Below are 14009 nucleotides of genomic sequence, written 5' to 3' on the forward strand. Positions count from 1 at the left end.
CACCTCCGGCACCGCTTTCGCGACCGCGGAAGGTCCGGATTTCTTCGTGTCGCGAGGGATTGCTGCCCAGGTTTGCCGGTGCTAGCTTCCTCGAACCGGTTCGATGAAGTGATCCTTCCGAGAGCCGCAGGCCGATTCCGCACTTTCCTTGGAACCGCCGGGCCGCCATCCCCGCCCACCGCACGAACACCTGTGAGACTGCGGCGCCATGATCGAACCGGTTCGACGTTTGCCCCCACTCAAGGATTGAGGACGCGATCCATGCCATCCGCTGACAGATCCGCCCGGCGCCGGGCACCCGCCGCAGTGGCACTGACCCTCGGTGCGGGCCTGCTGGCCGCTCCGGCCGTGCCCGCACAGGCGGCCGGCATTCCCCAGCCCACCGCGCACTACACCTTCGACCAGGACGACCTCGCCTCCGGCAGGATCACCGACAGCTCCGGCAACGGTCTGACGGCGACCCTGGTCAACGCCCCCACCGCCGAGTCGGTCGCGGGCACGGACGGTGGCAAGGCGCTGTCCCTGCCCGGCGGGGCACCCACCTCCGACGGGGCGTACGTCCGCCTGCCCCGGGAAGTCCTCGGTGACGCGAGCGACTTGACGGTCTCGGCCCGCGTGAAGTGGAGCGGTGACAAGGCGGCCTGGCAGCGGATCTTCGACCTGGGCACCGACACCGGCAAGTACCTGTTCACCACGCCCGACAACGGCAGCGTGCTGCGCACCGCCGTGACCACCGGCGGCGGAGGCGCGGAGGCGCAGGTCTCCGGTTACGCGCCGCTGCCCGCCGACGGCTGGCGTACGGTCACCGTCACCCTCGACACCACCGCCCACCGGGTCACCACCTACCTCGACGGCGTCGCGGTCTCCTCCGCCGCGACCACGGTCAAGGCCAAGGATCTGCTGGACAGTTCGGCCACGGCGGCCGGTTACATCGGCAGGTCCTTCTACCAGGACCCGCTGCTCAACGGCTCGATCGACGACTTCACGGTCTGGCACGCGGCGCTCACCGCCGAGCAGGTGGCCGGCACGGTCGCCACCCTGCCCGCCCTCCAGCAGCTCTCGCAGACGGCCTTCGACGTCCGTACGACGACCGGGACCGCCCCGTCCCTGCCCGTCTCGGTCCGCTCCGCCTTCTCCGACGGCTACGACCGCGACACGCCGATCACCTGGGACGCCGTACCGCCGGAGAAGTACGCCGGTACGGGCACCTTCACGGTGGCCGGAACCGCGGCCGGACGGGCCGTGCAGGCAACGGTCACCGTGGTACGCGAGGGAGCCCTCACCGTCGACCTCGCCTCGGACACCGGCGCCTTCCACGGCGGCGCCTCCGGCACCCTCTACGGCGTGTACGGACCGGACGTCCCCACCGGCAACCTCATCGAGGGCATGGGCCTGCGCACCGTCTCCACCAAGGCGCAGGACGGCCCGCAGCACCCCGGTGCCGACGCGCTGGACGTGGTCAGGCCGCTGGCCGACTCCACCGACGGTGACGTGTACATCTACATGACCGACATCAACCGGGGATTCCCGTACGAGTGGCCGGGCGACACCCCCGCGGAGAAGCTGAAGCTCTACGAGGAGAAGATCGGCAAGCAGGTCGACCAGGTCCTGCAGTTGCCGAAGCAGTACCAGGACAACATCGTCTTCGTGCCGTTCAACGAGCCCGAGGGCAACATGTTCGGCACCGGTGACTGGAGCTACGACAAGGTCAGCTGGCTGACCGACCCGAAGGACTTCTTCGCCGCCTGGGACTCCGCCTACAAGCTCATCAAGGGCAGGATGCCGGACGCCCGCATCGCCGGGCCCAACACCAGTGTCCTGTACGACCAGGTGAAGGGCTTCCTCACGCACACCCTGGCGGCCGGCACGCTCCCCGACGTGATCACCTGGCACGAGCTGAGCCACCCGGAGGCGGTGCGCCAGAACGTCGCCAGGTACCGGGTGTGGGAGAAGGACCTGTTCAAGGGCACCGACCGCGAGGGCACCCGACTCCCCATCAACATCAACGAGTACGCCTTCAACTACCACACCTCCGTGCCCGGCCAGATGATCCAGTGGGTCTCCGCGATCGAGGAGTCCAAGGTGGACGCCGACATCGCGTACTGGAACATCGACGGCAATCTCTCCGACTCGGCGGTGCAGTCCAACCGCGCCAACGGACAGTGGTGGCTGCTGAACTCGTACGCCTCGATGAGCGGGCACACGGTGACGGTGACCCCGCCCTTCCCGGGCCAGAACTACACCATGCAGGGCGTGGCCACGTTCGACGAGAAGAAGAAGCAGTCCCGGCTGATCTTCGGCGGGTCCACCGGCAAGGGGCACATCACCTTCGACCACGTGCCCAGGAAGGTCTTCGGGGACAGCGTCCACGCCTGGGTCAGCGAGATCGACTGGAGCGGGCAGGTCGGCGACAACTCCGGCCCGAAGCTGCTCACGGAGACGAACCTGAAGGTCGGTGAGGACGGCAAGGTCGTCATCGACTTCGGTGACGGCACACTGCCGAAGCTGAAGGAGTCCTCGGCGTACGAGATCGTCCTCAGCCCGGCCGGCAAGGCGAAGGGCACGCAGGCGGCGCCGGTGCGCTGGCAGGGATCGTACGAGGCGGAGGACGCCGCCCACACCGGGTCCGGCTACTCGAAGAACGGCCCGGAGGGCTCGACGAGCGACGTGTCGAAGTTCTACACCTCCGGCGGCTACGACGTCGGCGGCCTGCGCACCGGCTCGGACGTCACGCTCGACTTCGCCGTGGACGTACCCGCGGACGGCACCTACGACCTGAGCGTCTTCGCCAACTCCCTCAACACCTTCGACAAGGTGAAGGACCAGGGACCCACCAACGTCTTCCTGCGCGTGGACGGCCAGGCGGCCGGCGAACAGGAGCTGTACATGCCGCTCGGCTACAAGTGGGTGGTGTGGGACCACACCGACACCAAGGTGCATCTCACCAAGGGCAGGCACACCCTGACGCTCGCCGCGAGAAGTCTCGACGGCAAGCGCGCCACCAGGGGTGACGCCATCGTCGACCGCCTCACCCTGTCCCTGCCGGACGCGTCGGCGGCCACCGAGGTCCACGAGGGCGAGCTGGCCTGGACGAGCGGCGGCGCCCAGCCCGTCTACGACCTGCCGAGGCGGGCCGGGACCCCGGCCACGGGCTCGGGCGCGGTCCGGCTGGCGAAGGGCCAGACGGCCACGTTCTGGGTGTACTCCCCCGCCGACCGCGAGGCCACCCTCGACGTCGACACCCTCGGCGGCGCGGACGCCCGGCTGTCCGTCAACGGGCATGACGTCCTGCACGTGACCAGGACCAGGCACGAGGTGGCCGTCTCCCTCTCCGGCGGCATCAACAAGGTGACGGTGACCGGCCGTTCGGCCGCCACCCTTGTCGACCGGCTGACGGTCACGCCCACCGACGGCACGCTCACGGCGCGTACGTACGAGGCGCAGGACGCCAGGCTCGCGGGCACGGCCACGCTGGCCCCGCTCTCCCTGGCCACCGACGGCACGGCGATCACCGGGATCGGCGGCGACCCGGGCAACGGCAACACCGCGACGTTCACGGTCGCCGCGGACGAGCCCGGCCTGTACGCGCTGCGCATCCGCTACTCCAACCCCGAGCAGTCCGAGGCCACCCACTACAACCCGGACCCGCTGGCCCGCCACGCCGACATCACCGTCAATGACGGCGAGGTGCACCGCGTCGGCTTCCCGCACACCTTCCACCAGAACAACTTCTGGGAGCTGACCGTCCCTGTGCACCTGAAGAAGGGACAGAACACGATCGTCTTCCGCTCCGAGGAACTGCCGGACTTCGACGGCACCACCTACGCCTCGGACACCTTCCCCGGGGTGCTGCTCCGCTCCCGTTTCGCACCGCTGATCGACCGGATCGCCGTCGCACCGTACGCGCGAGCGGTGCGATGAGTCAGTCTCCGCTGGTCCCTGAACGTGCCGCCCCGTTCTCGTGCCGGCCCGCGATGGGCAGACCCGCCGGCAGAGCACGCCGGCTGGCCCTGACGTGCTCACGCATGACGCGCTCGGCGCTGTCGCCGTCCTTCGCCAGGATCAGCTCCAGGACGAGGTGGTGCTCCTGGTCGGACTGGATGGCGCGGCCCGTTCTCCGAGGCCTTCCCGGGCGCCGGCGACCTGAGCATGTTCGTCGCGGCCGGCGCGGGCGCGATCCTCTACCTGCTCACCTACCGTCTCAAGCCCCTCTGGGTGCGCGACGGCGCGGCCTCGCCCGGACCGCGTGCCCAGAACCCGACGGCCACCACCGGATCCTGATGTGACGTCGGGCCCGGGCCGCAGTCACCAGCTCTGACGGCCGCCCGGGCACGTCGGGGTGGTCGACCGGCGCCTGTCCGGCATCGCGCCGGGCAGGCGCCGACGTCTGCCGCACCGCGGCGGCCGTCGGCCGCCTGGCGCGGTTCGCGGGGGAACCCGTGCCACCGCGCCACTGCCGAGCGGCGGCGACTGCCGGGCGGTCTCCTCGTCCGGGGCGCCGGCACGGCATGATCAGTGGATGGGGACCGTGCAGGACCGGACAGGCGGTGGCGACGTGGATGAGCAGAGTGACATCTCCTCGGCGGCGGAGGCCGCGAACGACCCGCTTGTGCTGGCGTTCGGGAGGTTGCAGGGGGCCGCGAACCGGCTCGGATACATCCTGGGACGGGCACTTGAGAAGGAGTGCGGCATCACGCACCTCATGTTCGAGGTGCTGCTCATTCTCGGCCGGTCGGGAGGGGCCGGACTGTCCATGCGGGCGATCGCCCAGGAGCAGGTACTGACCACGGGCGGCGCCACGCGCCTGGTGGACCGGATGGAGGCGGCCGGGCTGGTGGAGCGCGTCGAGGACCCTGACGACCGGCGCGGGAAGCTGGTGCGCCTCACCGCGCTCGGCGAGGAGACCAGCGTGCGCGCCTCCCGGCTGCACGTGGAGAACATCCGCCGCTATTTCCTCGCCCCGCTGCCCGCGGAGGACCGCGAACGGTTCGCCGAGAACCTGCGCACCCTCAGCCACTCGGCCCGGGACGTGCTGCCCCGCCTGCCCTGAGAACCCATTGCGTTGTGACCGGCATCACACATGCGCGGAAATATCTGACGAGTCAGTTACTGTTTCATCAGGCGAGTTGCTCGCAATCGGCGAGCACACCACAGTCTGCCGAGGTCCTCGATGAAGCTCGTCTATGTCTTCGACGCCTACTGCGGCTGGTCGCACGGGTTCTCCCCGACCCTGCGCGAGGTCGTCTCCCGTCACCCGGACCTGCCTGTCGAGGTGGTCTCCGGGGGCCTGTTCACCGGCTCGCGCCGGGTACCGATCCGGGAGTTCGGCTACGTCCAGGGCGCGAACGCCGACATCGCCGAGCTGACCGGTGCCGTTTTCGGCGAGGCGTACGACCGGCTGATCGCCGACGGTTCGTTCGTGATGGACTCCGAGGCCGCGGCCCGTGGCATGGCCGCCCTGCGCCAGGCCGCCCCCGACCGCGCGGCGGAGCTGGCCACCGCTCTGCAGGACGCCTTCTACGTCGACGGACTCAGCCTCTCCACCTCCGCGACCTACCGGAGGGTCGCCGCGGCGGCCGGGCTCGACGCCGACGCCGTGGTCGCCGCCTTCGAGTCCCCCGCCGCGCCGGAGGCGGCCGAGGCCGACTTCCGCCGGGCCGCCGCACTCGGTGTCAGGGGTTTTCCCACCCTGCTCGCCGTGGACGGTGACCGGGTGAGCCCACTCGCGCACGGCCGGGCGACCGCCGACGAGGTCGACCGGCAGCTCGCCGCCCTGCACACGCCCTGACGTCATCCCCGTCCCCGCCCCCTCAACGCCCGTCAAGGAGCCATCGATGAGCACCCTGTCCTTCAAGGTCCTCGACCTCGACTTCCCCGCCGGCAGCAAGAACAAGACCGCCACCCTCGTGACGGGCGAGACCGAGGCCCTCCTCGTCGACGCCGCCTTCACCCGCGCCGACGGCCACCGCCTCGCCGCCGAGATCCTGGACTCCGGCAAGGCCCTCACCACCGTCTTCATCAGCCACGGCGACCCCGACTTCTACTTCGGCGCCGAAGTGATCGCCGACGCCTTCCCCGACGCCAGGTTCGTCGCCACCCCGATCGTCATCGAGCACATCAAGCACTCCTACGAGGGCAAGCTCAAGGCCTGGGCCGCCCTCGGCCCCAACCTGCCCACCCGGCTGGTCGACATCGAACCCCTCACCGGCGACCTCACCCTGGAGGGCCACACCTTCCAGCTCAAGGGCGGCCCGGCCGGCCTGCCCGACCGCCACTACCTGTGGCAGGCCGAGCACCGCGCCCTCCTGGGCGGCGTCCTGCTCTTCCAGCAGGAGCACGTCTGGGTCGCCGACACCCCCACCCCCGGCGACCGCGCCGCCTGGATCGACCTCCTGGACGAAATGGCCGCCCTCGACCCGGAGCTGGTGGTCCCCGGCCACCGCCTGCCCTCCGCGCCCGCCGACGCCTCCGCGATCGCCGCCACCCGCGACTACCTCCTCGCCTTCGAGGAGGAGCTCGCCGACGCCACCGACGGCGCCGCGCTCAACGACGCGCTGCTCAAGCGCTACCCGGCCAACGGCATGCAGATCGCCGCCCAGATCGGCTCCAAGGTCGCCAAGGGCGAGATGAAGTGGGGCTGACCATGACCGACTTCGCCACATCGACCGCACCGGCCGATGTCGTCCGCCGGCAGTACCTGGCCTCCGCGGCCGGTGACCTGGCGGCGCTGCGGGCCACCCTCGCCCCGGACGTGGAGTGGACCGAGATGGCCGGCTTCCCGCTGGCCGGCACCTACCGCACGCCTGAGGGCGTCACGTCCAACGTGATGGAGCGGCTGGGCAAGGACTGGGACGACTGGATCGCCCACGACGACACGTACGTCGTCGACGGGGAGAACGTCGTCGTGCTGGCCCGCTACGACGCGGTCAACAAGGCCACCGGCAAGGCGATCGGCGTGCGCGTCGCCCACCACTTCGTCGTACGGGGCGGACTGATCGTCCGCTTCGAGCAGTTCGTCGACACCGCGCTCGTCCGCGAGGCGATGACCGACTGAAGCCGGCCTCCGGGAAAGGACGCCGCGGTCAGGTGGTCGTGAGGGGTGTGTCGGCTCAATCCACGCGCCGTCGTCGATCACACGCGTGAGCGGTGGGGCACCGGCCGACCGGTGCCCCACCGCTCACTCCTTCGCCGTCGCGCCGCTCAGTCGTCGTCGGGAAACTCCCCGGAGAACGCGGCTGCCATACGCAGCCACGGCTCCGCCTCCTCGTGGCGGCCCTGGCGTTGCAGGGCCCGGCCCAGCATCAGGTGGGCGTAGTGCTCCACCGGATCACGCTCGACGATCTCGCGCAACTGCTCTTCGGCGCGCCGCAGTTGTGCCGAGTGATAGTAGGCGCGGGCCAGCAGCAGCCTGGGGCCGGTCTGCTCCGGAGCCTCTTGGACGACGTCGGCGAGCAGCCGTGCCGCGCCGATGTAGTCCCTGGCCTCGAACAGCAGCTGGGCTCGTTCCCAGCGCTCGTTGGTGGTCTCCTCGTGCGGTCCGCCGACGCCGCTGTCGAAAAGGTGCAGAGCGCTTGCCCACCGGTCGGGCGCCACTCCGCCACTGGCCGGGTATTCGTTCACGTTGTCCGTCATCGTTTCCCTCCGTTCCTGAGCGCCGTGCGCGGGTCCTGGATCAGACCGCCGGTGTGGCGGCCCGGTGTGCCCGCCGCATCGCGTGCGGCGAGCAGCGAGGCATGGGTGGGGGCGTCGGGGACGCCGGCGGGCCGTATCGCGGCGAACTCCTTGCGGAGCACCGGTACGACCTCCTCTCCGAGCATGTCGATCTGCTCCAGGGCGGTCTTCAGCGGGATCCCGCCGCCGTCCACCATGAACAACTGACGCTGGTAGTCGCCCGCGTACTCGCGGAAGCCGAGCGTCTTCTCGATGACCTGCTCGGGGGTGCCGACGGTCAGCGGGGTCTGCTCCATGTACTCCTCCATGGAGACCCCGCCGCCCATCACCGGTGAGTGGTCGAAGACCGGGCGGAACTCGCGGACGGCGTCCTGGGAGTTGCGTCGCATGAAGACGTGGCCGCCGAGGCCGACGATCGCCTGCTCGGGGGTGCCGTGACCGTAGTGCGCGTAACGCTGCCGGTACAGGTCGATCAGCTTCCGGGTGTGCTCCCTGGGCCAGAAGATGTTGTTGTGGAAGAAGCCGTCGCCGTAGTAGGCGGCCTGCTCGGCCATCTCCGGGGACCGGATCGAACCGTGCCAGACGAACGGCGGGATGCCGTCCAGCGGGCGCGGGGTGGAGGTGAAGCCCTGCAGCGGCGTACGGAACTTCCCTTCCCAGTCCACGACGTCCTCCCGCCACAGCCGGTGCAGCAGCGCGTAGTTCTCGACGGCGAGGCCGATTCCGTGCCGGACGTCCTTGCCGAACCACGGATAGACCGGGCCGGTGTTGCCCCGGCCCAGCATCAGGTCGACGCGTCCGTCGGCCAGATGCTGCAGCATCGCGTAGTCCTCGGCGATCTTCACCGGGTCGTTGGTGGTGATCAGCGTGGTCGACGTGGACAGGATGATCCGGTCGGTGCGCGCGGCTGTCCAGCCCAGCATCGTGGTCGGGGACGACGGCACGAACGGCCTGTTGTGGTGCTCCCCGGTCGCGAAGACGTCCAGCCCCACCTCCTCGGCCTTCTGCGCGATGGCGACCATCGCCTTGATCCGCTCGTGCTCGGTCGGCGTACGACCCGTGTTCGGGTCGGTGGCCACATCACCGACGGTGAAGATGCCGAACTGCATCGTGTTCAGCCTTTCCATATGGTTGATTCATCAACTATTCCGCTGGAACACGGGCCGTGTCATGCCTATTCCGCTTCCGCGGGCGCGGGGCCGCTCGGCCCACTTGTCCGGTTGCTCGACGACACGGCCCGCGACCCGGCGACCTCGTGCGGGCCGTAGTGATCGGCGAAGCACCAGGCACCGATCAGGGTGCGGCGACTTGGCCGACGCACCGCGCACTTCAGAAGGTTGCACCCGTTCCGATCAGCTCGGATCCTCGTCGAGCCTCTCGACCACCCGCTCGGAGACCCGGGCCAGCAAGCGCAGCTCCGCCGGCGTGACGTTGTCGAGGAACAGTTCGCGCACCGCCTCCACGTGCCGCGGGGCGGCGGCCTCGATCATCGCGCGCCCCTCGTCCGTGATCACAACGAACGCGCCACGGCCGTCCTCGGGACACTCGTCCCGCACCACCAGCCCACGCTTCACCATCCGGGCGATGTGATGGGACATCCGGCTCTTCTCCCACTCCAGCGCCCTGGCAAGATCCAGAAACCGGCGCCGCCCGTCCGGAACGTCCGTAAGGAGGAGTACGACTCCGAGATCGAGCACGGCTCCCTCTACATCGGCTCCCCGGAGACGGTCGCCCGCAAGATGGCCCGCGCCATCAAGGCACTCGGCGTCGGCCGCTTCGACCTCATCAACGGCAACCAGTCGGTCAGCGCCCGCCTGCGCGCCGTCGAGTTGTACGGCACCAAGGTGCTGCCGATGGTCCGTGACCTCCTCGCGAGCTGACACCGTGAGCGGAGAAGAGGACATGCTCACCAAGGCCGTGAACACCGTCGGCATCCTCGGTGCGGGCAACGTCGGCACCGCACTGGGACGGCTGGCCCTGGCAGCCGGTCACCGGGTGCTCATCGCGGGCCCGGGCGACCCCGCCAGCTCCCAGCCCCGCTGTACGAACCACAGGGGTGGGTCCGGACAGCGGGGCACCGGAGTCGTCCCGGGTCGTGGGCGGCCGGGCAGCCGCGTCGGGTCACGCCTGGAACTGGGTCAGATCGATGGTGTGGACGCGCAGCGGACAGCCGTACACAGGGTGTGCCGTCACGCGTTCCGGCACCATGTCCAGCTTCCGGATGACGTTCTCGGAACGGTCGTCGCCCACCCGGTTGACACTGATCACACGGTCGAGGCCGCGGTCCTGGATGGCGAACTCCAGGGTGGCCTGGGCCGCTTCGGACGCGTACCCCTGGCCCCAGAACTGTGCGCCCAGGCGCCAGCTGATCGCCACCGCGGGCAGCACCTCCGGCAGGAACTCGGGCACGGACAGACCGGTGAAGCCGGCCAGTTCACCCGAGGCCAGCAGTTCGACCGCGAAAATGCCGAAGCCCTCGTCGTCCCACTCCTCCTCCCACCTCTCGATGTCCTCTGCCGTGTGTTCCAGGTCGCGCACCGAGCCGTCGTCGACCCAGTGCATGACTCGCGGGTCCGCGTTGATGTCCGCCATGGGCACCAGGTCGTCGTCGTGCCAGCGGCGGAGAAGGAGGCGGGGGGTGCGGATCTCGGTCATGGCGTCCATCCTGCCGAAGGCATGGACCTCATCGGAAATCGGCGCCTGCCGGTGTCGCCGCTCCCCCAGGGAACGCCGAAGCGGGGCGGAGACTCCTGGCACACCAGCGGTCTGCACCCCGCGGCTGGTCACGACTCCGTACAGGTCCTGGAAGTTGCCGCGCCTGGCCTGCTCGCGCTCGATCACCTCGAAGAGCGCCTGGAAGTTCCCCCTGCCCAAGCCCGGGGAGCCATGGCGCTCGATGAACTCGATGAACTCGAAGAACACCGTGGATCCGGAAGTCGAGGAGCAGCTCGGCGGGACACCGCGCGGCCGGGCTGTTCCCGGGCTTGGACGGTCCCCCGCCGACCGGGCGGTGATCTCACACCCGGTGGGCGCTGGACGCCCGCTCAGGTCGATTCGCGGACCACGAGACGGCAGGGAACGATGTGCCGACCGGGTTCCGGCTTGTCGGCGATGGCGTCCAGCAACCGCAGGGCGGCCTGCCGACCGATCTCGGCGAGGTCCGTGTCGATGGTGGTGAGAGGCGGCCGGCTGGCCAGGGCCATGACGTCCCAGTTGTCGTAGCCCACGAGCGCCACCCGGCCCGGGACGTCCACGCCGTTCTCGCGCAGGGCGTCGGCGACGCCCCTGGCGATCTGGTCGTTGCCGCAGAAGAAGGCGTCCGTGTCCGGTGCGGTTCGCAGCACCGCTTCGGCCGCGCGCCGTCCCCACGCCTCACTCCACTCACCGAAGTGGACCCGGCCGGTGGCCAGCTCCAGCGAGGAGGCTTCGAGCAGCTCGACGGTGTGGCGGGCCCGGTCGCGGGCGGCCGCGTGGTGGGCCGGACCGGTGACATGGGCGATCCGGGTGCGGCCGGTGGCCAGCAGGTGCTCGATGGCCAGCCGGGCTCCACTGCGGTCGTCGGACACGACGGAGATGTCGTCCGCGTCGGTGGACGGCGACAGGGCGTAGACCGTCGGTATCGGTTCGACGCCCTTCAGGGGCGGACGGGGATCGGTGCGCCGACCGGTGACGATGATGCCGTCCACCCGCCGGTCCATGAGGTTGCGCAGATGATGCTGCTCGCGGATGGCGTCGCCACGGGTGTCGCACAGCAGCACCGAGATCTTCCCCGCGCCGAGCGCGTCCTCGGCCCCCAGCAGGACGGGCGTACTGAACCGGCCGATGCCGTCCGTCGTCATCAGGCCCACCGTCCAGCTCCGGCCGGTGTGCAGGCTCTGCGCATGCTGGTTGGGGCGGAAGTCGAGCGCCGCCACCGCGTCCAGCACCCGCTGCCGGGTCTCGGGCCGCATCCTGCCGCTGCCGTTCAGCGCCTTCGAGGCCGTCCCGACGCTGACGCCGGCCAGCCTGGCGACATCGGCGAGTTTGGCGCGCCCGGAAGGCAGGGACTCTGGAGCGGCGGTCACGCGCAATCCTTTTCCTAGGTGATGTCGGCGACGTACATCCTGGCACCGTTCCCCTTGACTGAACAGGCCAGCACGGTCTCCAAAATACTTGCGCACACCTCTTGACGCACACCTCCTGACCTTTCTACGTTTCCGGCAAGAAAAACGTTTGCGCATTCCGGTCCGGGATGCGGAACACCGCCGGTCCGACGGCGCCGCCATGGCACCCCGACGGAGTGCTCAACTCCCGGTCCGTCCCCACCTATTTTCGGAGAGCCATGCCTCGCCCACGTTCCACCGTGCCCTCCTCCTCCCCGTCTCCGTCCGGAGCGGCGGCCGCCCCTCTGGGGCCGGTCCACCCCGGACCGGGGGCCAAGGCCGCGCTCGCCCCCGCCGCCGTCGAGGTGCGGGGCGGCTTCTGGGACACTCGCCGCGAGGTCAACGCCCGGACCTCCATCCCGCAGGGTCCCGGCCTGCTGGAGTCCGCCGGCAACCTGCACAACCTGCGGCTGGCGGCGGGCACGGCCGAGGGGGAGTTCCGGGGCGCCTACCCCTTCGTCGACACGGACGTGTACAAGTGGCTGGAAGCCGCCGCCTGGCAGCTCGGCCAGGAGGACGACGAGGCGCTGGCCGCGGATGTCGACCGCATCGTCGCCCTCGTGGCCGGCGCCCAGCAGCCCGACGGCTACCTCAACACCTGGTTCCAGCTCACCAAGGGCGGGGAGCGGTACAAGGACCTGCGCTGGGGCCACGAGCTGTACTGCGCGGGCCATCTCATCCAGGCCGCGGTGGCCCACCACCGGGCCACCGGGCGCACCGAACTGCTCGATGTGGCCAGGAAGTTCGCCGACCACATCGACACCGTCTTCGGCGCGCCCGGGAGCGGCAAGCCCATCGACGGCATCGACGGCCACCCCGAGGTGGAGACCGCCCTGGTCGAGCTGTACCGGGAGACGGGCGAGCGCCGCTACCTGGACCTGGCCGGCTACTTCGTGGACCGCTTCGGCCACGGCCTGCTCGGCGGCGAGGCCTACTGCCAGGACCGGGTGCCGCTGCGCGAGGCGGACAACGTGGAGGGGCACGCGGTACGCCAGCTGTACCTGCTGGCCGCGGCGACCGACCTGGCCACCGAGACCGGGGACGACGAGCTCCGGTCCGCCGCCGAGCGGCTGTGGACGGCGATGACCACCACCAAGACCCATGTCACCGGCGGGCTCGGCGCGCACCACGACAAGGAGGACTTCGGCGACCCCTTCGAGCTCCCCAACGAGCGCGCCTACTGCGAGACCTGCGCGGCCATCGCCTCGATCCAGTGGAGCTGGCGCATGGCCCTGCTCACCGGCGAGGCCCGCTACTCCGACCTGATCGAACGCACCCTCTACAACGGCTTCCTGGCCGGGGTCTCGCTGGACGGCGAGCGGTGGCTGTACGTCAACCCGCTCCAGGTCCGCGACGGCCACACCGACACCGGCGGCGACCAGTCGGCGCGCCGCACCCGCTGGTTCCGCTGCGCCTGCTGCCCGCCCAACGTGATGCGGCTGCTGGCGAGTCTGGAGCACTACCTCGCCTCGACCGACGGCGGCGGCCTGCAGATCCACCAGTACGTCACCGGCCGCTACTTTGCCGACGGAATCTCCGTCCGCGCCGAGACCGAGTACCCCTGGCAGGGTGCCATCGCCCTCACCGTCGAGGAGACCCCCGCCGACCGCCCCTGGACGCTGTCCCTGCGCATCCCGCAGTGGTGCCGCGACTTCCGGGTGCGGTGCGGGGAGGACACGTACGACTCCGCGGCGGACGACGGCTGGCTGCGGCTGGAGCGCACCTGGGCGCCCGGCGACCGGATCGTCCTGGACCTCGACCTGGAACCCCGGCTGACGGCTGCCGACCCGCGCGTCGACGCCGTACGCGGCTGTGTGACGATCGAGCGCGGCCCCCTGGTCCACTGCCTGGAACAGGTCGACCATCCCGATGGCGGACTGGACGACATCGTCATCGACACCACCCGCCCGCTCGCCGTGAAGCACCGCCCAGACCTGCTCGGCGGTGTCACCACCGTGGTGGCCGCGGGCCGGCGGCGCCGTGTCCCGGACTCCGGCTGGTGGCCTTACCGGAACGCGGCGGCCGCCGACGCGCCGCTGAGCGCCGACCTCCTCGAACTGACCGCCATTCCCTACTACGCGTGGGCCAACCGCCAGGACGGCAGCATGCGCGTCTGGCTGCCCACCTCCTGAACCCCCACTGCTTCACCGCCCGCCCTGTGCCTCTCATGCTCCGTCCCTCCCATCCGATCCCCGC

At 70.3% G+C, this 14009-nt stretch carries 14 protein-coding genes; 8 read left to right on the plus strand and 6 right to left on the minus strand.

Going from position 1 to position 14009, the window contains the following annotated elements:
- Positions 1 to 261: 261 nt before the first annotated feature.
- A complete protein-coding gene (locus tag OHB00_RS07875; RefSeq protein ID WP_406432646.1) occupies positions 262 to 3921 on the plus strand; it encodes a LamG-like jellyroll fold domain-containing protein in 3660 nt (1219 codons plus the stop codon).
- Between the two features lies 1 nt (position 3922).
- On the opposite strand, the gene OHB00_RS07880 is transcribed toward OHB00_RS07875, so the two are convergent.
- Positions 3923 to 4102, minus strand: coding sequence for a hypothetical protein (locus OHB00_RS07880; protein WP_406445655.1), 180 nt, complete (start codon positions 4100 to 4102; stop codon positions 3923 to 3925).
- Positions 4103 to 4149: 47 nt separating this feature from the next.
- Here OHB00_RS07880 and OHB00_RS07885 point away from each other — a divergent pair, with 47 nt between their 5' ends.
- The 5 genes from OHB00_RS07885 (at position 4150) to OHB00_RS07905 (ending at position 7054) form a co-directional block, all read left to right on the plus strand.
- Entirely contained in the window at positions 4150 to 4281 is a 132-nt protein-coding gene (locus OHB00_RS07885; RefSeq protein WP_406432648.1) for a hypothetical protein, read from the plus strand.
- A 274-nt stretch (positions 4282 to 4555) separates the two neighbouring features.
- On the plus strand, positions 4556 to 5050 hold the full coding sequence (locus OHB00_RS07890; RefSeq protein WP_406445657.1) for a MarR family winged helix-turn-helix transcriptional regulator: 495 nt from the start codon (positions 4556 to 4558) through the stop codon (positions 5048 to 5050).
- 120 nt (positions 5051 to 5170) lie between these two features.
- Positions 5171 to 5788, plus strand: coding sequence for a DsbA family protein (locus OHB00_RS07895; protein ID WP_406432650.1), 618 nt, complete (start codon positions 5171 to 5173; stop codon positions 5786 to 5788).
- 46 nt (positions 5789 to 5834) lie between these two features.
- Complete coding sequence (locus tag OHB00_RS07900; protein ID WP_406432652.1) at positions 5835 to 6641, plus strand: MBL fold metallo-hydrolase; 807 nt, start codon at positions 5835 to 5837, stop codon at positions 6639 to 6641.
- A 2-nt stretch (positions 6642 to 6643) separates the two neighbouring features.
- The gene (locus OHB00_RS07905) at positions 6644 to 7054 is read left to right on the plus strand and encodes a nuclear transport factor 2 family protein (protein WP_406432654.1); all 411 of its coding nucleotides are present in this window, start codon (positions 6644 to 6646) and stop codon (positions 7052 to 7054) included.
- 146 nt (positions 7055 to 7200) lie between these two features.
- Here OHB00_RS07905 and OHB00_RS07910 read toward each other — a convergent pair whose 3' ends face one another.
- The 3 genes from OHB00_RS07910 to OHB00_RS07920 form a co-directional block, all read right to left on the minus strand.
- Positions 7201 to 7632, minus strand: coding sequence for a tetratricopeptide repeat protein (locus OHB00_RS07910; protein WP_406432656.1), 432 nt, complete (start codon positions 7630 to 7632; stop codon positions 7201 to 7203).
- Complete coding sequence (locus OHB00_RS07915; RefSeq protein ID WP_406445659.1) at positions 7629 to 8780, minus strand: LLM class flavin-dependent oxidoreductase; 1152 nt, start codon at positions 8778 to 8780, stop codon at positions 7629 to 7631. Before OHB00_RS07915 ends, OHB00_RS07910 begins: the two co-directional genes overlap by 4 nt.
- A gap of 243 nt (positions 8781 to 9023) precedes the next feature.
- Positions 9024 to 9368, minus strand: a complete 345-nt coding sequence (locus OHB00_RS07920) for a MarR family winged helix-turn-helix transcriptional regulator (protein ID WP_406432658.1) — start codon at positions 9366 to 9368, stop codon at positions 9024 to 9026.
- On the opposite strand from OHB00_RS07920, the gene OHB00_RS07925 reads away from it, so the two are divergent.
- Positions 9261 to 9551: a hypothetical protein gene (locus tag OHB00_RS07925; protein WP_406446370.1), complete on the plus strand. Its 291-nt coding sequence runs from the start codon at positions 9261 to 9263 to the stop codon at positions 9549 to 9551. The genes OHB00_RS07920 and OHB00_RS07925 overlap by 108 nt on opposite strands.
- A gap of 241 nt (positions 9552 to 9792) precedes the next feature.
- Here the strand turns inward: OHB00_RS07925 and OHB00_RS07930 are convergent, their stop codons facing one another.
- Both OHB00_RS07930 and OHB00_RS07935 read right to left on the minus strand, forming a co-directional pair.
- Complete coding sequence (locus tag OHB00_RS07930; RefSeq protein ID WP_406445661.1) at positions 9793 to 10326, minus strand: GNAT family N-acetyltransferase; 534 nt, start codon at positions 10324 to 10326, stop codon at positions 9793 to 9795.
- Between the two features lie 389 nt (positions 10327 to 10715).
- Positions 10716 to 11735, minus strand: coding sequence for a LacI family DNA-binding transcriptional regulator (locus OHB00_RS07935; RefSeq protein ID WP_406432660.1), 1020 nt, complete (start codon positions 11733 to 11735; stop codon positions 10716 to 10718).
- A 257-nt stretch (positions 11736 to 11992) separates the two neighbouring features.
- On the opposite strand from OHB00_RS07935, the gene OHB00_RS07940 reads away from it, so the two are divergent.
- On the plus strand, positions 11993 to 13945 hold the full coding sequence (locus OHB00_RS07940) for a glycoside hydrolase family 127 protein (protein ID WP_406432662.1): 1953 nt from the start codon (positions 11993 to 11995) through the stop codon (positions 13943 to 13945).
- Positions 13946 to 14009 lie beyond the last annotated feature (64 nt).

The organism is Streptomyces sp. NBC_00631 (genome assembly GCF_045206895.1).
Classification (GTDB): domain Bacteria; phylum Actinomycetota; class Actinomycetes; order Streptomycetales; family Streptomycetaceae; genus Streptomyces.